At 50.1% G+C, this 19,868-nt stretch carries 18 protein-coding genes and 3 tRNA genes; 4 read left to right on the forward strand and 17 right to left on the reverse strand.

Going from position 1 to position 19,868, the window contains the following annotated elements:
• Positions 1-83 precede the first annotated feature (83 nt).
• Positions 84-962 carry an S-layer homology domain-containing protein gene (locus tag FPL14_RS03360; RefSeq protein ID WP_182301700.1) on the forward strand — a complete coding sequence of 293 codons (879 nt, stop codon included), beginning with the start codon at positions 84-86 and terminating at the stop codon, positions 960-962.
• Positions 963-1,020: 58 nt separating this feature from the next.
• Here FPL14_RS03360 and FPL14_RS03365 read toward each other — a convergent pair whose 3' ends face one another.
• Positions 1,021-1,737: a uracil-DNA glycosylase gene (locus FPL14_RS03365; RefSeq protein ID WP_182301701.1), complete on the reverse strand. Its 717-nt coding sequence runs from the start codon at positions 1,735-1,737 to the stop codon at positions 1,021-1,023.
• 168 nt (positions 1,738-1,905) lie between these two features.
• Between FPL14_RS03365 and FPL14_RS30680 the strand changes: the two genes are divergently transcribed.
• On the forward strand, positions 1,906-1,992 hold the full coding sequence (locus tag FPL14_RS30680) for a putative holin-like toxin (protein WP_407644658.1): 87 nt from the start codon (positions 1,906-1,908) through the stop codon (positions 1,990-1,992).
• A 73-nt stretch (positions 1,993-2,065) separates the two neighbouring features.
• On the opposite strand, the gene FPL14_RS03370 is transcribed toward FPL14_RS30680, so the two are convergent.
• From FPL14_RS03370 to FPL14_RS03420, 11 genes are all read right to left on the reverse strand, one after another.
• Positions 2,066-3,490, reverse strand: a complete 1,425-nt coding sequence (locus FPL14_RS03370) for a hypothetical protein (RefSeq protein WP_182301702.1) — start codon at positions 3,488-3,490, stop codon at positions 2,066-2,068.
• 182 nt (positions 3,491-3,672) lie between these two features.
• Positions 3,673-3,761 (reverse strand) — tRNA-Leu (locus FPL14_RS03375).
• A 73-nt stretch (positions 3,762-3,834) separates the two neighbouring features.
• A tRNA-Ile gene (locus FPL14_RS03380) sits at positions 3,835-3,911 on the reverse strand.
• Positions 3,912-3,934: 23 nt separating this feature from the next.
• A tRNA-Met gene (locus tag FPL14_RS03385) sits at positions 3,935-4,011 on the reverse strand.
• A 73-nt stretch (positions 4,012-4,084) separates the two neighbouring features.
• Positions 4,085-4,267 (reverse strand): YycC family protein, encoded by a 183-nt coding sequence (locus tag FPL14_RS03390; RefSeq protein ID WP_182301703.1) that lies wholly within the window; start codon positions 4,265-4,267, stop codon positions 4,085-4,087.
• Positions 4,268-4,357: 90 nt separating this feature from the next.
• On the reverse strand, positions 4,358-4,522 hold the full coding sequence (locus FPL14_RS03395; protein ID WP_169279842.1) for a hypothetical protein: 165 nt from the start codon (positions 4,520-4,522) through the stop codon (positions 4,358-4,360).
• A 134-nt stretch (positions 4,523-4,656) separates the two neighbouring features.
• Positions 4,657-6,201 (reverse strand): ABC transporter substrate-binding protein, encoded by a 1,545-nt coding sequence (locus FPL14_RS03400; RefSeq protein WP_182301704.1) that lies wholly within the window; start codon positions 6,199-6,201, stop codon positions 4,657-4,659.
• A complete protein-coding gene (locus FPL14_RS03405) occupies positions 6,198-7,088 on the reverse strand; it encodes an ABC transporter ATP-binding protein (RefSeq protein WP_182301705.1) in 891 nt (296 codons plus the stop codon). Before FPL14_RS03405 ends, FPL14_RS03400 begins: the two co-directional genes overlap by 4 nt.
• Before the next feature lie 4 nt (positions 7,089-7,092).
• Positions 7,093-9,960 (reverse strand): ABC transporter permease, encoded by a 2,868-nt coding sequence (locus FPL14_RS03410; protein WP_182301706.1) that lies wholly within the window; start codon positions 9,958-9,960, stop codon positions 7,093-7,095.
• 3 nt (positions 9,961-9,963) lie between these two features.
• Positions 9,964-11,067: an efflux RND transporter periplasmic adaptor subunit gene (locus FPL14_RS03415; protein ID WP_182301707.1), complete on the reverse strand. Its 1,104-nt coding sequence runs from the start codon at positions 11,065-11,067 to the stop codon at positions 9,964-9,966.
• Complete coding sequence (locus FPL14_RS03420; RefSeq protein ID WP_182301708.1) at positions 11,012-11,797, reverse strand: ABC transporter ATP-binding protein; 786 nt, start codon at positions 11,795-11,797, stop codon at positions 11,012-11,014. Before FPL14_RS03420 ends, FPL14_RS03415 begins: the two co-directional genes overlap by 56 nt.
• Positions 11,798-12,031: 234 nt before the next feature.
• On the opposite strand from FPL14_RS03420, the gene FPL14_RS03425 reads away from it, so the two are divergent.
• Positions 12,032-13,684 carry a glutamine--tRNA ligase/YqeY domain fusion protein gene (locus FPL14_RS03425; RefSeq protein WP_182301709.1) on the forward strand — a complete coding sequence of 551 codons (1,653 nt, stop codon included), beginning with the start codon at positions 12,032-12,034 and terminating at the stop codon, positions 13,682-13,684.
• A 70-nt stretch (positions 13,685-13,754) separates the two neighbouring features.
• On the forward strand, positions 13,755-15,062 hold the full coding sequence (gene nagZ / locus FPL14_RS03430; RefSeq protein WP_182301710.1) for a beta-N-acetylhexosaminidase: 1,308 nt from the start codon (positions 13,755-13,757) through the stop codon (positions 15,060-15,062).
• A 570-nt stretch (positions 15,063-15,632) separates the two neighbouring features.
• Here the strand turns inward: nagZ and FPL14_RS03435 are convergent.
• The 5 genes from FPL14_RS03435 to pyrF all read right to left on the reverse strand — a co-directional run bounded on the left by FPL14_RS03435 (position 15,633) and on the right by pyrF (position 19,798).
• Positions 15,633-16,751: an ABC transporter permease gene (locus FPL14_RS03435; RefSeq protein ID WP_229263762.1), complete on the reverse strand. Its 1,119-nt coding sequence runs from the start codon at positions 16,749-16,751 to the stop codon at positions 15,633-15,635.
• Between the two features lies 1 nt (position 16,752).
• Positions 16,753-17,682 (reverse strand): ABC transporter ATP-binding protein, encoded by a 930-nt coding sequence (locus tag FPL14_RS03440; protein ID WP_182301711.1) that lies wholly within the window; start codon positions 17,680-17,682, stop codon positions 16,753-16,755.
• A 204-nt stretch (positions 17,683-17,886) separates the two neighbouring features.
• Positions 17,887-18,291 carry a hypothetical protein gene (locus FPL14_RS03445; protein ID WP_182301712.1) on the reverse strand — a complete coding sequence of 135 codons (405 nt, stop codon included), beginning with the start codon at positions 18,289-18,291 and terminating at the stop codon, positions 17,887-17,889.
• Between the two features lie 122 nt (positions 18,292-18,413).
• The gene (gene pyrE / locus FPL14_RS03450; RefSeq protein WP_324617865.1) at positions 18,414-19,061 is read right to left on the reverse strand and encodes an orotate phosphoribosyltransferase; all 648 of its coding nucleotides are present in this window, start codon (positions 19,059-19,061) and stop codon (positions 18,414-18,416) included.
• Positions 19,058-19,798, reverse strand: a complete 741-nt coding sequence (gene pyrF, locus FPL14_RS03455) for an orotidine-5'-phosphate decarboxylase (protein WP_182301713.1) — start codon at positions 19,796-19,798, stop codon at positions 19,058-19,060. The genes pyrE and pyrF overlap by 4 nt, the downstream gene beginning before the upstream one ends.
• Positions 19,799-19,868: the final 70 nt, after the last annotated feature.

Below are 19,868 nucleotides of genomic sequence, written 5' to 3' on the forward strand. Positions count from 1 at the left end.
TATGCGCAACCTTTTCCGAACCTCTGTCGTCTAGGGGGTACCCATTGGGAAATGATGCATACTAGAAACTGGAGGGAATTATAATGAGCCATTATCTGAAGAAGCCGCTGCTGTTGCTGTTGTTCGTTGCGATATTTTGTACGACCGCTAGCGGTTCCGTATTTGCCAAAAATAAAATCGTCACCATCAAAGATCATCCCAAAAACAGCATCAGCGCAGCAACCGCCGTATCCTTGATCATAAAAGGCTTGAATTTGAACATCGATAACATCCGTTTCATTAAAGAACCTAAAGCAAGCGATTATTACACGAAGGTTAAAGACAACGCTACTTACGCCGGAGACTTCATCATCGCCCAATTCAATGGGCTTGAGCTGCCGAAGGACATTAACCCCTCGGCCAAAGTGACGCGGGAGCAGTTCGCTAAATGGTTGTTCGGGGCCTTAAGCCATAAAGGCGAGTACGCCTGGATCGAGATTTATCGAACTTTCGCCGACGAGAATCAAGTCACGAACGGGTATATGGACAGCATTCAGAAACTTCTGATCGCCAAGGTCGTCTCCTTGGACGGCAAACAGAAGTTTTACCCTGCAAGACAGATTACTTACGCGGAAGCTACGGCAATGGTCAAACGAACGGCGAAGTTCATCAAGGATACGCCGCCGGTCGCAGCTCCAAGCGTCTCCGTGCTTAGCGACGCTAAGCTCACTATTTCGAAAGAATCGGATGCCGTAACGCGCGTGACGCTTTCCGTGAACGCTCCGCATCCGGGATACGGCCTTGAGATTACTAACATTCAATTCGTTAAAGGAGAAGCCGTTATCAGCTATAGAGCCGTTGAACCCGATCCAGATAAAATGTACATTCAAATGATTACGGAGTTAAAAGCCGTCACTTATATCCCGTCGAGCTATAAAGCAGTGATTGGGGACGTTCAGCCTACCGCTCCGTTTCCCGGTTAATCGATCGCCTACGCAAAAAAAACGGATGGATCTCCTTGCGAGGTCCATCCGTTTCGTTTTAAAGATCAAACAATAGCGCCGTCTCTTCCAACTCCGGAATGCGCCAATCGATCTCGCCGCGCCCGCATTGTCTGAGAAACGCATTGCATTGCGAGAACGGCTTGCTGCCCCAGAACCCTCCATGCGCCGACAGCGGACTAGGATGCACCGAATTCAACACGAAATGTCTCGACGAATCGATGTATCGCCCCTTCTCTTGCGCATGGTTGCCCCATAGGACGAACGCTACCGGAGTCTCCCTCTCGTTCAATAGACTGATGATCTTGTCGGTATAAGTCTCCCATCCTAGCTTCCGATGCGAATTAGCCATACTCTCCCGGACCGTGAGAACGCTGTTCAGTAAAAGCACACCCTGCCGTGCCCAGTGCTCCAGATATCCGTGATTGGGAATGGGACAGCCGATGTCATCCTTCAGTTCCTTATATATATTCCTTAACGAAGGAGGCAGCTTTACGCCCGGCTGTACCGAGAAGCTCAAGCCATGCGCCTGATTCGGCCCGTGGTAAGGATCCTGGCCGAGAATAACGACTTTGACCTCCTCATAATCCGTTAATTCCATGGCCCGGTAGATGTCATTCCTCGGCGGGTACACGATATGTTCCCTGTATTGCGCTTCGACTTTCTCGAGCAAATCTTGAAAGTACGGTTTGTCATGCTCTTCCCGAAGCAGCTTTCCCCAATCGTTGCGCAACGTCGTCCGTACGCTTGTCTCCATTCGACCCACCTCTTTGTTCTATTATATCGTCATTTAGCTAAAGATAGGTGTCGAATTAGATAGGAAAAATAGTCCCTCTTCATCTTCCAATAATAACCAATTCGTTATATGATCAACTTGCAGCTTGTAAAATGGCGGACAGCTCAATTCGAAAGGAGGAGGCTGTTAATGGACGTCTTCCAAGCTTTCTCAGTCGTCTTCGCTTTTGGCGTGTTCCTCATTTCATTGTTAAACTATATTGAAAAGAGGAAATAATCAGGTTGGTTCATGTTGGCTGACGTGAAACCATACTGACAGAGAGCCGCCATTTACAAGCTGTCGGGCCGGATCACAATCGTGGTCCGGCTTTGCTTATCTTGGAACTCTTCTTCATCTTATCCTCGTAGCTTTCCGCGTAAAGTACCTTAAAAAACTTCTCATCGTATAGAGCTAATCCAACTATGGAGTCATCGGAAACTAAACCTCCCGAATGCATTCCAAAATTAAAGCTTACAATCATTCCGTCCTTCGTTTTAGCTGATATAACATTAGAATCTTCCCATCTACGAAACTCTAGATCGCCATAGATATTTAAAACCTGTTCCAACGTGCTTCCTACGCCTATCCCGCTCATAAGCATGTAGTTGCTTTGATCTGAAATGATGGCTTGCACCTTGCCGTTCGAGACATACAAATCCGCTAAAGAACCGTGGTATACAGTAGAGCCGCTCCTTGAGTCTTTCGTCAAAGATTCATCGAACGTGTTTAACATGTATTGCTCCGAATCCCCGATAGCTACGCCGCCAAACGCATATTCGTGGTTTTTCTTACTGATATCAATACCGGCGCATGAATAAAAATCTTTCTTTGTCGCCTTTTTAAGAACAATATTTTGCGAGTTAATGCTGTACTGCAGCGAGTTATTCTTAACCGTCAGCGTCAACGAACCCTCGTCCTCGCCATCTTCTCCAATCCCAGTCACCTTGATCACGTTGCCGTTATCTTCTTTCACGGTAAAGGGGATATGTTTTACTTCGCCGTTTGCGCAGTAGCTGAATTGCATAGTTTCCCCCGCAATAAGAACTTGCAAAAATGAAGAAGTACCCGACTGGGTCCAATAGCTGGTTTTTCGTTGAACCTCGCCGGCTCCATTTGATTTAGACTGGATATACTTCTTCTTTGATTCATCCCATCTAAAGGTAATAGCAGTCGCTTCGCCAGATCCAGGCTCGACTTTTAACCCGACAATCTCATGATATCCATCCTTGTTGGTATCGGCGATAATGTCGCCTTCACCGCCGCCACCCACTTCAATGGCCGCTACTTTCGTTAGTTTACCGTTGCGTAAAGTTAGAACCTCAACCTCAAAGGCCCCAAATCCCGTGGTACCATGAGAGATTATTGCGATGTTGTTCTTATAAGTCTTGTTCTTGATTTTGCGAATTTCAAAAGGAATACCGCTCGTGTCCTGATCATGTCTAGTTGTAATCTTCTTGCCATTCGATAAATTGTATATCCCTATGTAAAGATCTGCTTCGACCATCTCGTTCTTTGCCGTAGACAAAATAATCTCATCTTTACCGTCATTATTCAGATCATAAATGAGAGGTGTGGCGAGGTCGTTCGTGCCTAACTTATATTCTTTCATAAAGCTGGCGCTTGCAGAGTTCACAGCTTGTTGTTTATTCATTTTCGAGGCGGCATTCACGGTCGGGATCATGGTCATGATAATCATTAGAGCAATCAGCATTGCAATCGTTCGTTTCTTAGACATCGTATTGTTTTCTCTCCTCATATCTTCTCAAGAATCGACTTAATCAAGATTTATTAAACAATATACCACAAGATTCTTGGTAAAAATATCAGGTAAAACCGATCGTTATTTTAAAACAAAAAACCTCTTTCGTTCCTACCCGAAATACAGATAGTACGAAAAAGGATCTTTAATTTAAGATGTGGTGCCGAGGACCGGGGTCGAACCGGTACGGTAGTCACCTACCGCAGGATTTTAAGTCCTGTGCGTCTGCCAATTCCGCCACCCCGGCATATTGAACGATGTCGTTAGGAACATGTCCATAGTAAGGGTTAATAATAATTAAGGCAGGTAAGTTATTCACTTGGTGGGCCTTGAGGGACTCGAACCCCCGACCAATCGGTTATGAGCCGACCGCTCTAACCAACTGAGCTAAAGGCCCCCGTCTCGGTCCAGAGAAAAGGTTGGTTGCGGGGGCAGGATTTGAACCTGCGGCCTTCGGGTTATGAGCCCGACGAGCTACCGGGCTGCTCCACCCCGCGTCATTTTTGTCATCATGCAATTATTGGCGACAAGTAATAATATACTATATCGGACACCTTAACGTCAAGAACTTTATTCACTTTTCTTTTCTTCCGTTTCCAAATGTTTCTCCGTTTCGGGCGTCTGCGCTTTGGCCATTTCCGCCAGCTTCTGTAACAAAATATGCTGCGGCATGTGCATGAGATGCTCCAATGGTACCTTCATATATTGTGCGAGCTTAACGGCCGTATCTGCCGATAATGGCATTCTGCGCATAGCTGTCCCTCCGTCTCCTTGATCCTAGGAATCAGCTTAGCATAGGTGGGCAAAGATTGCCAATACCGCGTTTAGAGTGTTATTACGGGACTAGGGCAAATAACGAACGCCATACTTCCCTTTCCGGGAGCGGAACACTTCGATTTCCTGAGGCACGTCCACACCGAACACCCAGCTGTCATGTTCCATTCGTTGGACCAAACATCCCGCTTGAAATTTGCTGTCGTATAACCTAGACCAGTATATCCATTTCATGTGATTCCCTCCGATTGTAGGATGTAGTCTGGAGATGAACTTAGCATGTGCGGGTTTAACCATTTTGAGTCCGCGTTTCCATAATTTCAAATAAAAAAAGACCCATCCCTCGCGGGATGGATCGCTTCGAACGATTAGTCGACGACTACTTCGCCGGCTGCTTCCATAATGGCTCTCTTTTCCGGAGGGATCCCCGCTTCGTCGAATATCCCTTGGATCTCGCCTTTCGGATTCAGCTTGATTTTCTGCAAGAGGTCGTTCCCCTTCGTCTCCCATTGCGTCAGGGCTTCCTTAACCGTCTTCTTGCCTTGAATGAGTTCGGAGTAAGCTCTGTTGCCTAGTTCGGACACCATTTGCAGGTTCGGCTTCTCGCGATATAATTTCTGATCTTTAAGCGACGAGTTAAGCTGCGGAGCCGGCTTCATCTTCGTGAATGCCTCCACATTGTAGCTCATGCCGTCGCGCACTTTTACGAATTCTTTACGGGCGGACAATTCATACGTGCTGCGGGATTTCAGCTTCGCCCACTCTTTGCCGTTCATGAACTTCACGAATTCCCATGCGTCTTCCGGATTGGCGGCTTTAGCGTTAATACCGGATAAGGAGCTTAAATAGACGTTTCCGCCGATATTCTCGTATCCGACATGGTAAGGCATCGTAACGACATCCCAGTCGAGCTTCTCAATTTTCAGTTTGTCGCTATTGTCGTTCATTTGTTGGATTTCATTGATCAGATCATAGCTGCCAACCGACATGGCCACCCGCCCGTTAAGGAACAATCTTCCTTGGAACGGGTTATATTGTACTTTCTCGCCTTGCGGCTGCTCGTACTGCATGTCTTCCTGACGCGGAGTGACATGGTCTTTGTACAGATCGGATACCGTCTTCCATACCGATTCCCACTGCGGGGTATTCACCGTCATCGTCTCGCCTTTTTCGTCGAACATTCTCAATTGAAGCGGCGCGGCATAGTTCTGTACGTCCCAATAGCTATCTCCCGCTCCCCATTGATTGAAGGAGAAGCCGAAGATCGCGTCTTTGCCGCTGCCGGATTTCAAACGTTTAGCCAACGTGAAGATTTGGTCCCAACTCATGCCGTCTTGCGGGAATTCGACGCCTGCTTTGGTGAAAATCTTCTTGTTGTAATAAAGCGCGGACGGCGAGAAGGTCGGCGTTAGGGCGTATAAGAAACCATTGCCGGCGTCCTTGATGCCATCGATGACTGCAGGCACGTACTCGCTCGTATCCATTTTGTCTTCTTTCATCAGCGGGTCAAGTTGTTTGAGCATATTTTCGTTAGCCAATTGGCTGAGCATGCTCATATCGAAAATCATAACGTCTACCGGATTGGAGCCCGTCATGATCGCTTTGACTTTCTCCAGCGGGTCCGGCTGTTCTTGCTGTTTCGATTGATCCTCGAATTGCATTTCGGAATAATCGATCGCCGGTACGACCTCGATATCGATGTTGGAATGGGTGAATTCGAAAATGTCCGTGAATTGCTGACGGAACCACGTTTCGTCTTGTTTGCTGCCGTACATCGTGCCGACGCGAAGCGTATGACGCGTCTCGGACTCCTTGCCTTTGTCCGTGTTACAAGCCGCTAATGTAGGAACTAATAATGATAAAGTCAAACCGCTTAGTACCCACTTGCGAACGTTCTTTGATCTTGGACTCATGCGGATTCATCCTCCTCTAATGATTTCGGTTTGGTGATGACGATCTTATCGCCATCGAATTCCATGCTGGCTTTGTCGCCGATCGTTAACGCTTGTAAATATTCCTTAGGAATTTGCAATCGCCCTACCCGATCCACGACAACGTAAGCCTCGTGAACCTCCTCGGCGGTCTGGCCTTCCGATAACGGCAAAGATAAGTCGAGGTTCGGATTTCGTTTAATGAACTCCGTGCTCGTCAAGCCGTCGCGAATGGCGACAACCCGATCGACCTTGCCCGCAAGCGATAGATCATGCGTAACGATAACGATCGTAAGGCCCAATTCCCGATTGAAACGCCGAAAAATATCCATAATGATATCGGATGTACGGGAATCCACCGATCCAGTAGGCTCATCGGCCAGCAGCAGCTGCGGGCGATTCGACAGCGAGATCGCGATCGCCACCCGTTGCTGCTCGCCGCCGGAGAGCTGCTGGAGTTTGTTGTGCATCCGATCCTTCAGCCCAACCCACTCCAATAGTTGCTTGGCGTACGCGCGATCCAGCTTGCCGGAGAACATCATCGGCATTTCGACGTTCTCGAGCGCGGTCAAGAAGGGCAATAGATTCCGGGCGTTGTTCTGCCAGATGAATCCGACCGTATCGCGCTTGTATTTCACCAAGTCCTCATCGTTGACCTTAAGCAGATTCCAAGGCCCGACTTGCACTTGGCCCGCGGAGGGGCGATCAAGCCCTCCCAAGATGTTCAGGAGGGTCGACTTCCCGCTTCCGCTGTTTCCGATAATGGCCATCATTTCTCCAGGTTTGACGGACAAATTAAGTCCCTGAAGAGCTACGACCTCCAAATCATCGGCTTTGTATATTTTGACGAGACCTTCGCACTGAATCATCGGATTATCGCTCCTCTCCTAGCTTCACGGCCTGATGAACCTTGAGTCGCCTAATATGGGTAATCAGCAACGCGACCCCGATCGTCATCATAACGGCTACGACGATGTAGAGCCTCATCGTATCCGTTGCTTCGAATACGACCCTGAACGGCGGAACCTGGTTCGTGGAGTTTTCCGTCGTCTGCAGGAACGGCAGGAACAGAATACTCGCCAGCTTTCCGATCCCGATTCCTAGACCGATGGATAGACCGGCCGTGAATATTTGCTCTAATAGAAGCATCCCGGTCAGTTGCTTGCGGGATAATCCCATCGCCCGCAATATTCCGATCTGCACGACCCTGCGCGACAGATTGAAAAACCAGAATAAAATGTAACCCGATAAAGATACGATAATCGTAACCATGAATCCCAAGCTCAGAATACCGAATACGCCGCCTCTGGCCGGATGCTTGCTCTGAGTCGCGAGCTCGCTTCTCATGCTATTGATCGAAGCGATCTCTATTCCCTTGTCCTGAAGCGCAGGTATAATGTCCGCCACCTTCGCCTCGGGGTCCATCTTCAGCCAAACATCGTAAGGAATGAGCGGCACTTGATCGTAGATGTAATCCAAGTTCGCGATAAGGAACGGCGTTTGATCCGGATACTGGCTCGGCCAGTACGGGATGACGTCAAGAATAATGAACTCGATCGATTGCTCTTGAATGACCGTCTGAACGCGATCTCCTCGCTTTAGGTCGAATTTCTTAGCCACGTTGGAAGAGATAAAAGCTCCCTCAGGCACTTGACCTAACCAAGCAAGATACTTGTAAGGATTCGTATCGTACATATCTTTGCGCAACCAGCCTACGCGGGCGAAATCGACGTTGTCGATTCCCATAATCATCGTCTGGCCTGCCGTCTTGCCGGAAATCGTTAGGCTGTTCTTCGTTTGCAATACCCTAGCGGCATGTTCGACTCCCGGCAGCGAACGGAACACTTCAAACGGAGGTTCATTGTAATTGTACTTCGTCGGCGTCGGGCGCGAGCCTTGACCGCCGCCACCGCCGCCACTGCCACCGCCGGAACCTCCGCCGCTTCCTCCGCCTTGGGATTGTGTCGGCTGCTTGAACTCCGGATTTCCTTCCCATACCGTTTGGACGACGACGTCCGCACCGTATTTGTACATGATCCGCTCTTCCGAATTCAGTCCGATCGTCCGGGCCGCCGAAGAATTGTATACGCCTAGCCCGAGTGTCAGAATAAGCAAAATCATTAACGGATAATAGGATTTAGCGGAACGGGACAGTTGGGTAAGCGTCAAGTAAAACGGAACCGGCAATATCCTTTTCCAAATCAGGTTGAACAGCTTAAGCAAGAGCGGGAATAGTCTCAAGAATACGAGTCCCGCAGCGAAGATGCTTAACGCCGGAACAAAGAACAGGAATGGCTGTACGTTTAACTGATCGGTCGTCATGCCGGTCTTGAAAGATACCATCTGGCGTTCGTTGAACAAATACCAACCGTAGCCAGCAACGCCTAGCAGCACGACATCGATGTACCATTTTTGCCAGAAAGGCTTACGGTCTCCCCGAGCCATCTGCCGTTTGTAATCGACAATCGAAGTTCGCGTAAAGATCAGCGCGGGAATGACAGTTGCCGCGATCGCGACGATAACCGCCGCTACTCCCGCCAATACGCCATCCATAGAGAACCCGACCGGGATCGCTTTGCGGTCCACGAATTGCAAGAAGCCGCTCGCCGATCCGATACTCTTCGCCATGAACCATCCGAAGAGCGGTCCGATCAGCAGGGCCACAATGCCGAGCAGCGTACCTTCAAGCAGGAATAACATGAATACTTGCCTTGTGCTCGCTCCGCGGCTTCTCAATACGGCGATATCGGAGCGTTGCTTCTCGAGCGCTTGCTGCGTATTCATCGTGATGAAGTAAAACACCATCGCGATCATCGGCGCCGCGAGCGTAAACAGCATCGTCTGCAACTGGATGCTGTCTCGGCGGAAATCGCTAAGCATATCCGCGAAGCTGAGCTCCAGACGAGTGTCTTTTAACCTCTTGTACACTTCGATGTCTACGCGGTTGAGCTTGCTCGTCAGCGGAGATAGTTGGCTAGTCTTGATCTCCCGCAAATCGTAAGCGGAGTACCAGCCTGCCATCTGGATCGGAATATTGTGCTTTCCGACTAAATCCTCCGAAAAGGCGGGTTCCGCGACATACAGATTGTTCATCAGCCCTTCCATCCCTTGATACCAATAAGGGCTGCTCTCGTCGAGAGCTTTGAAGGAACCGACGATCTGAACTCTTAGAGTCAGGTTCGAGTTGCCCGGCACGGGATAAAAGAGCACGTCCCCGACATGCAAGTCGCTGCGGAACATCGCTTCTTCCATCATAACCGCTTGAATCGTTCCATCCGCTTCCGCCCGGTCGGCGAACCATTTGCCGCCGGCTAACTCCGATTGCTCCTTCAGTCCGCCGAATGAGGCAATCGTAAGCTTGCGCGTACGGCTGGCATCGACTTTGGTCGGATCTTCCGGATACACTTCGCTGCTGCGCAGCATCATGCTGCGTTGGCTAACTTCTACCGGAAATCCGATGCTTGCCTTTACGTCTTCCTGAATGTACTTATCGACGTTCCGGAAGCCTTCCATATCCGTCTTGCCGTCGGTTGATTGATAGCGAATCAGCATCGAACCCGCCGGCAAGCCTTCGCTGTTATCCTGCAACGATTGGGATACGACTCGCTTGAGCGCGCCGTCCGCGTACATCGGAATGCTCGTCGTAAAAGCAACGGCGACAAACAGTCCGGCGAGCGTGCTTAGCGTCATCCAACGGGTATTCCACATTTTCCGAAAGAGAAACCGAATAAGCGCGTTCATCGATTAACGTCCTACGACTTTCTGTCCCGGCGTCAATCCGTTCAAAATTTCCGCATCGGTCGACGTTTGTTGTCCGACTTCCACATCTACTTCGCGTTTGCTGCCGTCGTCTTCCACGACCTGCACGTAAGTACGCGCTCCGATCGTACGCAACGCCGCCAACGGGATAACTACGGCATTTTCTTTGCGGTTAACGATAACGGCAACGGACAACGGAGTTCCCCTATTGACCGTCTTAGGCAATTTCTCGACGTCGATCAACAGGTAATCGTTTACGCTCTCGACGGCTTTGCCGCCGGAACCGTTGCCCCCGTTCTGGTTGTCGGAGGAAGGTACGGGCAATTGCTTAACTTTGCCTTTAACCTGACCCGCGTTGTTAATGTCCACCCGCACTTCCATGCCTAAGGCGATCTTCGCCAGATCGTCTTTGGAGAGGTCGGCCGCAACGATCAAACTGCTCGGATTCGCGACGATGCAGATCGTATCGTACGCTTTGATCTGATCGCCCTCTTGGACCGACAACGAGACGACGGTTCCGGAGAACGGGGCGGTAAGCACCGCTTTATCGATTTCGTCTTGTTTGTCCACTAATCCTTGGCGCGTCTCTTCGAACGTGAGCATCTGCGTTTCGTATTCGATCGCATCCATCGTGTCTTTATCGCGAAGCAGCTTCTTCATATCGAGCTCGCTGCGTTTGAACGCCAGCTTTTCCCTCGTCAAGCTTTTCTTCAAATCGTCGACGTCAAGCTCGGCGATCGTTTGTCCCGCTTCGACCTTGTCGCCCGTTTTTATGTATAGTTTCTTGAGCCTTTTTCCTTCTAAAGTAAAATACAATGATTTCTCTTGAGTAGACATGATTTTCCCCGAGCCTTGCGCCGTCGACTCCAACGTCTTCGTCTCCACGTCGTACTTCGGCTTCTCCGAAATTTTCGGCAGCTCGATTGCCGATAGATCTTCTTCCTCCGGCTCGCTCGGAAGCAAGCTGCATCCCGATATCGCAACGGATAATGCAAGCGCGGCTAACAAGCTAGCGCTCTTAAGGCTTCTATTCTTAATTGTTTTCCGCTGTTTTGTCGACGAATACGCCGTCCACCATTTCATAGACATGATCTGCTACCTCCATAATTGTAGGATCGTGTGTCGTCATACAGATTGACACGTTCTCGGTCGCCACGATTTCTTTGAATACCTGCATAACCTGCGCAGCCATCTGGCTGTCCAATTCCGCCGTCGGCTCATCCGCCAACAACAGGCTGGGCTTATGGGCGATCGCCTTGGCGATGGCCACCCTCTGCTGCTCTCCCCCGGACAACTCGTAAGGACGATGGTGCATCCTCTTCGATAATCCGACCAGATCAAGGCATGACGTGATTCTCGACTTCCACTCCGATCGCGGGGTATTCGCCATCCGGAGCGACAATTCGACATTCTCGTAAGCGGACAAGAGAGGCATCAAAGCATACGCTTGGAAAATGAACCCGATATCCTTGCGACGCACTTCCGTGCGCTTATCGTCATCCCATTTATGGAAAGGGCGATTCTTGAAGTGAATCTCGCCTTCTGTAGGCGTATCCAGCCCTCCCATTAAATTCATCAGCGTCGTCTTGCCTGAGCCCGAACGTCCCCTAAGCATAACAAGCTGCGATGGATACAAGCTTAGGTTAATTCCTTTCAGAACGCGGATTTTCTGGCTGCCGACGTCGAATGATCGTTCCACGTTGCGAACGGTGAGCAGCGATTCGCTCACGGATGCTTTGCTAGCCGTTTCCTCTACCGGGGCCTCCGTTCGTTCGTCGTTTTTCTCCGCTGTGGAACCTCGGCCCAACCATGACAGCATACCATTTCCTCCCTTACCAATCTCTTCATTGATTATAACGAGCCGTCTTGCTGAAAAGTTACTGAAAAAATTAAATCTTTATCATTTTTTTAATTGGAATGGGTTCTAATATCGGTCAAATTTTGTCGGCGCTTTCCGACATTTCACCATTTTTTCGTTCAGACCTTTATAAGGAGCGTTACTTTTGTGTATTATTAGAAGATATACTTGCTACTGTGAGGAAGGTTGGTCCGCTTGGAAACTAAGACGTCGTCATCGAACTTTATCAAAAACATCGTAGCCGAGGATCTCGCATCCGGGAAAGTCAAAGAAATCGTCACCCGCTTCCCGCCCGAACCGAACGGTTACCTGCACATCGGACATGCCAAATCGATCTGCCTGAACTTCGAGCTCGCCGACGAGTTCAAAGGAAGAACGAATTTGCGGTTCGACGATACGAATCCCGTTAAGGAAGACGTAGAGTACGTGGAATCCATAAAAAAAGACGTCGAGTGGCTAGGCTTCGAGTGGGATGGCCTGTTCTTCGCGTCCGATTACTTCGGAGAAATGTACGAGAGAGCTTTAGTCCTCATTCGCAAAGGACTGGCTTTCGTCGACGATCAAACCGCGGATCAAATCCGCGAAACAAGAGGAACGTTGACGGCTCCCGGACAAGAAAGCCCTTATCGCAATCGCGCCGTCGAGGAAAACCTGGATTTGTTCCGGCGCATGAAGGACGGCGAGTTCGCCGACGGCCAAAAGGTTCTGCGCGCGAAGATCGACATGGCTTCCCCGAACGTCAATTTACGCGACCCGATTCTATACCGCGTCGTTCATGCGCATCATCACAATACGGGCGATCAATGGTGCATTTATCCGATGTACGCTTTTGCTCACCCTCTCGAAGACGCCATCGAGGGCGTCACCCATTCCATCTGCACGTTGGAGTTCGAGGATCAGCGCCCGTTCTACGATTGGGTCGTCCGCGAGTGCGAAATGAAATGGGTCCCGCATCAATACGAATTCGCCCGGCTTAATTTGACCAATACCGTCATGAGCAAAAGAAAGCTTAAATTGCTCGTAGACGAAAAAGCCGTAGACGGTTGGGACGATCCGCGCATGCCTACGATTTCCGGCTTGCGCCGCAAAGGATACACTCCTGAAGCCATTCGCGCATTCTGTCGCGAGATCGGCGTGGCCAAGAGTTACGGCGTAGTCGACGAGCGGATGCTGGAGCATTTTATCCGCGAAGACCTTAAACTTAAGGCGCTTCGGACGATGGCCGTGCTGCAGCCGCTTAAGGTCGTTATCACGAACTATCCGGAAGGCCAGACGGAATGGTTGGACGCCGAGAACAATTCGGAAAACCCGGAAATGGGACATCGTCAAATTCCGTTCTCTAGGGAAATCTATATCGAACGCGACGATTTCATGGATAATCCGCCGCCGAAATATTTCCGGTTGTTCCCGGGCAACGAGGTTCGTCTGAAGCATGCCTACTTCATTAAGTGCGAGGAAGTCATTCACGATGCGGAAGGCAACGCCATTGAGCTTCGCTGCACTTACGACCCCGAGACGAAGAGCGGATCCGGCTTTACCGGACGCAAGGTAAAAGGAACGATTCATTGGGTCGAAGCTTCCCATGCCGTGCCTGCGCAGTTCCGCCTTTACGAACCGCTTATTACGGATGAAGCGGAAGAAGACGGACAATCGTTTCTGGATCGCCTTAACCCGAATTCCCTCGAAGTCTTGGAAGGATTCGTGGAACAAGGAATGAAAGAAGCCGTCGGCGGAGATAAATTCCAATTTTTCCGTCACGGGTATTTCAATGTGGATACTAAAGACTCAGCGGAAGGGCATCCCGTCTTTAACCGCATCGTTTCTTTAAAAAGCTCATTCGAAATTTAAAATACAGAGAGCTCCTGCCGCCCTTCCCGGGCAGTGCAGGAGCATTTTTGCTTAAGAGGAGGATTACAGGATGAGATCAACGTCAGCGCGAATGTTAAGGAGTTTGGGGATAAGCCTGCTCCTAGTCGTTACCGTAGGTTGCGGATTAGGTACCGGCGGGAATCAGGCGTCGCAGTCTGCTCCCCCACTCCAGTCTCCGTCTCCGTCAGCTGAACCGTCACCTTCTCAAGCGCCGCCGGCAAGTCCCTCTTCCCCCTCGGAGATTAACCCGAGCGGGAATGTTGACATTAACGACATCATTAGCCAAATGACCTTAGAGCAGAAAGTCGGTCAAATGCTCCTCGCGGGCATCGAAGGTAAGAAAATCGATTCTTCCATGAAGAAAATGATTGCGGAACAACATGTCGGAGGCATTATTTTATACAAAAATAATTTCTCCGATTTGGCTGGTTCGGTCCGCCTAGTCAACGAGCTCAAACAAGCGAACAACGGCAATCCTGCGCCGCTCTTCATTAGCGTAGATCAAGAAGGCGGAAAAGTCAGTCGGTTGCCCAAGGAATTCGAAGCCATTCCTAACGCGGATAAAGTCGGTCGAACCGGCGACCCCGAACTAGCGAATGAAATGGGCGTTTTATTATCGAAAGAACTGAATCTCATGGGCTTCAACATAAATTTCGCGCCAGTTCTCGACATTAACAGCAATCCGAAAAACCCGGTCATCGGCAGCCGATCTTTCGGCAAAGACGCGGACTTGGTCTCGAAAATGGGCATTGCCGTCATGAAAGGGCTGCAAGAAGGCGGAACGATTCCGGTTGTCAAACATTTTCCCGGGCATGGAGACACTTCAGTCGACTCGCATCTGGATTTGCCGATCGTCAATAAGTCGACCAAACAGCTAGAATCGTTGGAATGGGTTCCCTTCCGCGCCGCCATAGAGAACGGGACGGACGCCGTCATGGTCGCGCACATTCTGTTCCCGCTCATCGACCCGGACGCTCCGGCTTCCTTCTCGAAAATCATCATCGACGAGCAGCTTCGCGGAACTCTCGGTTTCGAAGGCGTAGTCATAACGGACGACATGACTATGGGAGCCATCGCCGATCACTACGGCATCGAGGAGGCAGCGGTGAAGTCGGTGCAAGCGGGAAGCGATATTCTGCTTATCGCTCATGGTTACAATACGGAAAAAAAAGTGTACGACAAGCTGTTGCAATCGGTAAGATCCGGACAGCTCTCGGAATCTCGTATCGACGACAGCGTCCGTCGGATTCTATCCTTGAAACGCAAATACGGGCTATCCGACGAGCTTGTTTCCACTCCTGCAGCCGACGAACTGCCTAATGAAGAAATACGCCAATGGCTCTCACGTCTTAAATAGTAGCGGGCGGTAAGGAACGGGGCTCCATACTCCTTCCTTACCGTTTTTTCTTTTATAGCCACTATCCCCCTCGCTCAGTATCCTCCTATTTTTCTTTGTCTCCCCTCCGCCTTTGCTACATCATTTGTCACGTCCACATCCGTTATCCCTTTCGCTCAGTTTTCTCCCTCTCCCTCCAGCCTCAATTAGCTAATTGTCACCTCTATATCCATTATCCCCTTCATTCAGTTTCCACCCCTCCCTTAAAGTTACTTATACCTTCATTATCCCTTTCGTTCAGACAAGGAGATTAAATTCAGTTACCAGTCCATTCAAAACGCTTAGATATTGAACAATATTAGTTGCCACTGAGTAAAGGGATAATGGGTTTAACGACTCGGGTGACGTACTCAATCTAGCACCTGAGCGAGGGGGATAATGGGCATAGTGTGAATACGAGAAACCTACGAAATCGAGCCCCTGAGCGAGTGGGATAGTGGACATAGTGAATCTAGGCGACTTAATCAATCGAGATTGCTGAGCGAGGGGGATAATGGAAAAAGGAGCCGCGCGAGCAGCTCCTCAGGAGGACTAACGGACTTCCACTTTTCCTTTGCGGTAAATGAGGGCGCCGATGCCGAATGCGACGATTCCCCATGCTCCGAGAATTCCGATGCCCATCCAGAAATCTCCCGTCGCGATTCCGCTGCCGTAAACCATGCCGTCGCGGATGCTATTCACGAAGTACGTGAGCGGCAGCACCTCCGAGACGGGAACCAGCCATTCCGGAAATCCGCTCGTCGGGAAAAATATCCCGCTTAAGAACATCATGAGAAAACTAGCGATATTGGCGATCCCCATATAAGCTTCGATAGATTTACTGAACGATGAGAATAAATATCCCAAAGCGTTAAAGGCAAGCGCACCGACGAAAAATCCTACAACTAGCGTAGCGATATCTATGTGCAAATTCGCGCCGAACCCGAGTACGCCGATCACGGATAGGATTACGATCTGTACGACCCCGAGAACGAAACGAACGATCATGCCTGCCATGCCGAATAGTCCCATTTTGACAGGCGTCATTCTTAGCCGTTTCAATAAGCCTTTACGCCTCATTTCGACCATGTCTACCATGCCGAACAGGCCTCCTTGCGCGACTGCCAGCGCAATCATCCCCGTCATCAGGAAGTCGACATAGCTTAAATCCTCGCTTCCGTTGGAGACGGCCTGCGTTTCCAGCTTGAAAGTAGGCTGAACCTTAGACACCGCGTAGTTGGATTGAACGATGAATTGTTCTAAAGTGGCACTTATCCCAAGTGTAGTCGCGCTCTTTTCGTTTTCTTTGTTCACGATTAATTTCAAAGTTGTTGCGTCAGAAGTTGCAGGAAGAATAATAATGGCATCAACGTCTTTATCTTTAACCCATTTGTCGGCCTGCTCCTCGCTGACCGGCGTATCCGACTTCCACTCAAAGACCGGAACCTGCTTAAGATAATCCTCCAACACATTCGATGTCTCGTTAGCGTTAGTCTTGACTATGGCAATCTTCGCTTTGAAGTCGCTGCTGCCGCTCCCTCCGAAGATAACCATGAAGATGACCATTAATATAATTGGGAAAAATAGATTCCAAAACCAAACTTGCTTCTCCCGGAACATCATTTTGATTTGCGCTCCGAACAGCTTGCCTAGTTGTTTGCCGTTACTCACCTTAGTCCCTCCACTCTTTGCCCGTAAAGGCGATAAATACGTCTTCTAAGCTCATTTCGCGAATGGACACCTGTTCGACGCGGTAGCCCCGTTCTTTGGTAAACCCGAATATGCCGTACAAGGTTTCCTCTGGCTGTACGGACCAAAGCTTAAGAGATGAACCTTCCCGCGCCGTACGAACGACCGTAGGCTGCTCTTTCGCTACTTCTTCCGTATCTATCGCCGCTTGTTCCCCATCTTGGAAGAACAGCCGTACTTCCCTTTCTTTCGTCAGGCGATCGATAAGCTTAGCTGGAGTGTCTAACGTAACGATACGCCCTTGATCGACAATGCATACGCGGTCGCTTAGCTTCTCCGCCTCTTCCATGTAATGCGTCGTAAGAATCGTTGTTTTACCAAGTTCCTTAAGCTTGAGTACGATGTCCCAAATGTTGCGGCGAGCTTGCGGATCGAGCCCGGTAGTCGGTTCATCCAGGAAAATAATAAGCGGATCGCTAACCATAGCAAGACCGATCGCCAATCTTTGCCGCTGTCCGCCGGATAACGATTTCACTCTCTTATTGCGATGATCGGTCAAATTGATCATTTCCAACACTTCGGCAACTGTCTTAGGGCGTGGATAAAACGAGGAGAACAACTCCAAGTTTTCTTCCACGGTCAACAGCTCGAACAAGGAGCTGGATTGAGGCTGAACTCCGATTATGTACTTAATCTGCTCCGCGTTTTTATCCCAGGTCAGCCCGTTAATCGCTATCGTCCCGGCATCCGGAGGCAGCATGCCTTCGATCATTTCCAGAGTCGTTGTTTTGCCTGCGCCGTTAGGACCAATGATCGTAAACACCTCTCCGGCTTCAACGGAAAAGCTTATTTCTTCAACGGCTTTCACCGTTCCGAAAGATTTGCGCAGACCTTTCACCTCTAACATGGACATAGATCCGTTTCCTCTCCTTCATTTTCCAATTTCATGACTAGTTACATTGTATCTCAGCCTATGGACCGACTACACCGTCTACGGCACGCTTTTGTTATCGGTCTTGAGACCGATGCGCTGTATATCCGCTCAAAACAAAAAAAGATTGTCCCCACGTGTAAAATGCACCTGGAAGACAACCTAGTTGGGTAGAGAGACACCCGGTTAGTTCTTTACGATGTAGCTATGGGCAGCACGAAGTCGCTCTTTCATCTTCTGTTCCCGTTCCAATGTACGGGCGATATCGTCTTTAATTTTGGTTGAGCACGGAGTGCACAGATGTCCTCTCCGAATCGGCGAGGCGCATAGATCGCATTGATCGGTCATGTTCGGGTAATCGAATATGCTGAGCTTTCCTTTTCTGATCCAGGCTCGTATTCGTTGGGGAGACAATGTCGTAGCTTGCGCGAGGTCCTCCGTCGTAGCCATCCGGTTACGTAGTAGATACCGCTCGATAGACTGCATCTGTTGGTCCACGATTGTCGCGCAGCTTGCGCATAGGTTGCGCGGATTTTTCTGAAAAACGTTCCCGCATTCCGGACAATGGGCAACCATTAGTTCATTCGACATATGAATACCCCATTTGTTGGTTCTATAGAACCAATATTAGCATAGGTCCTCCGAATTTTCATCAAAATTATTTCATGCAAAAAGCTGCCCCCGAAAACGGAAGCAGCTTATCATATAGCGCTTTATTTACCGAAGGCTTGCGGATTCTCGCGCCAAGATTGCAGCAAGCTCACATCCGATTCGCTAATCGTTCCGCGACGGCGGGCTTCTTCTACCAAGGCGGTGTAGTTCGACAATGTTTGCAGCTCGATGCCCTCTTCGCGGAACGCTTCCTCCGCTATAGCGAATTGATACGTGAAGATGGCCAGAACGCTTTGGACGTCTCCGCCGGCTTCTATGACCGCAAGCGCGGCTTTCAACGAGCTGCCGCCGGTCGAAATCAAATCTTCGATGACAACGACTTTCTGTCCTTCTTTGATCGTGCCTTCGATCTGATTTTGTTTCCCGTGTCCTTTGGCTTTGTCGCGAATGTAAGCCATAGGAAGATTCAGCTTCTGCGCGACCCAAGCGGCGTGAGGAATTCCGGCGGTCGCGGTTCCCGCGATGACTTCCGTGTCCGGGTATCGGGCGCGGATCAGCTGCGCGAATCCTTCGGCAATCGAATCGCGAATGGCCGGATGGCCCATCGTCAGCCGATTATCGCAGTAGATCGGAGAGATGATTCCGGAAGTCCATGTAAACGGTTCGTTGGGGCGAAGATGTACCGCCCCTATGTCCAATAGATTTCCAGCAATGGATGCTGGCAATTGTTCCAAAGAAATTTCGTTCATGCTTCGGTCATCTCCTTCAAAATGGTATCCAGCGCCTCGGCTGGATCGCTTGCGGCGGTAATCGGGCGTCCGATGACGAGATAATCGGTTCCCCCGGTCACGGCGTCCCTTGGCGTCGTAATTCTGGATTGATCCCCCGTGTCCGCGCCTCTGGGGCGAATTCCCGGTGTAACCGTAATAAATCCCGTGCCGCAAGCGTTTTTGATCGCGGCAACCTCTAATGGAGATGCAACTACTCCTTGAAGGCCTGCTTCGCGGGCTAACTTAGCATACCTTACTACGGCGTCTTCTACTTGTCCCGGAATGCCAATTTGCTCATTTAATACCGATTGGCTAGTACTGGTAAGCTGGGTAACCGCGATAACGATCGGAGCATGCTCCGCGTCTCCCGAGTCAACCGCTTCCTTAACTCCCACGGCCGCGGCGCTCATCATATCCAAGCCGCCGGCTCCGTGAACGTTGAACATATCCACGCCAAGCCTTGTAATGCTCCGCGCGCCTCCCCGCACCGTATTCGGAATATCATGCATTTTCAAATCGAGAAATACGCGAAACCCGCGGGATTTCAGCTCGCGGACGACGGAAGGGCCCGCCGCGTAAAACAGCTCCATTCCCACCTTCATCCAGCATCCCGCTCCGCGCAGTTGTTCGGCTAACGCCAACGCAGCGGCAGCATCCGGCTTATCGAGCGCGACCATGACCTTGCCCGCGGCGTCCGCCCGAGAAAGATTTGCCATTGTTATGCCTCCTTATCGATTTGAATCTCATATAGAAGCCCGATCCTCTATCGGTTAGAGGACCGGGCGG

Source organism: Cohnella cholangitidis, from assembly GCF_014107495.1.
In the GTDB taxonomy this organism is placed as follows: domain Bacteria; phylum Bacillota; class Bacilli; order Paenibacillales; family Paenibacillaceae; genus Cohnella; species Cohnella cholangitidis.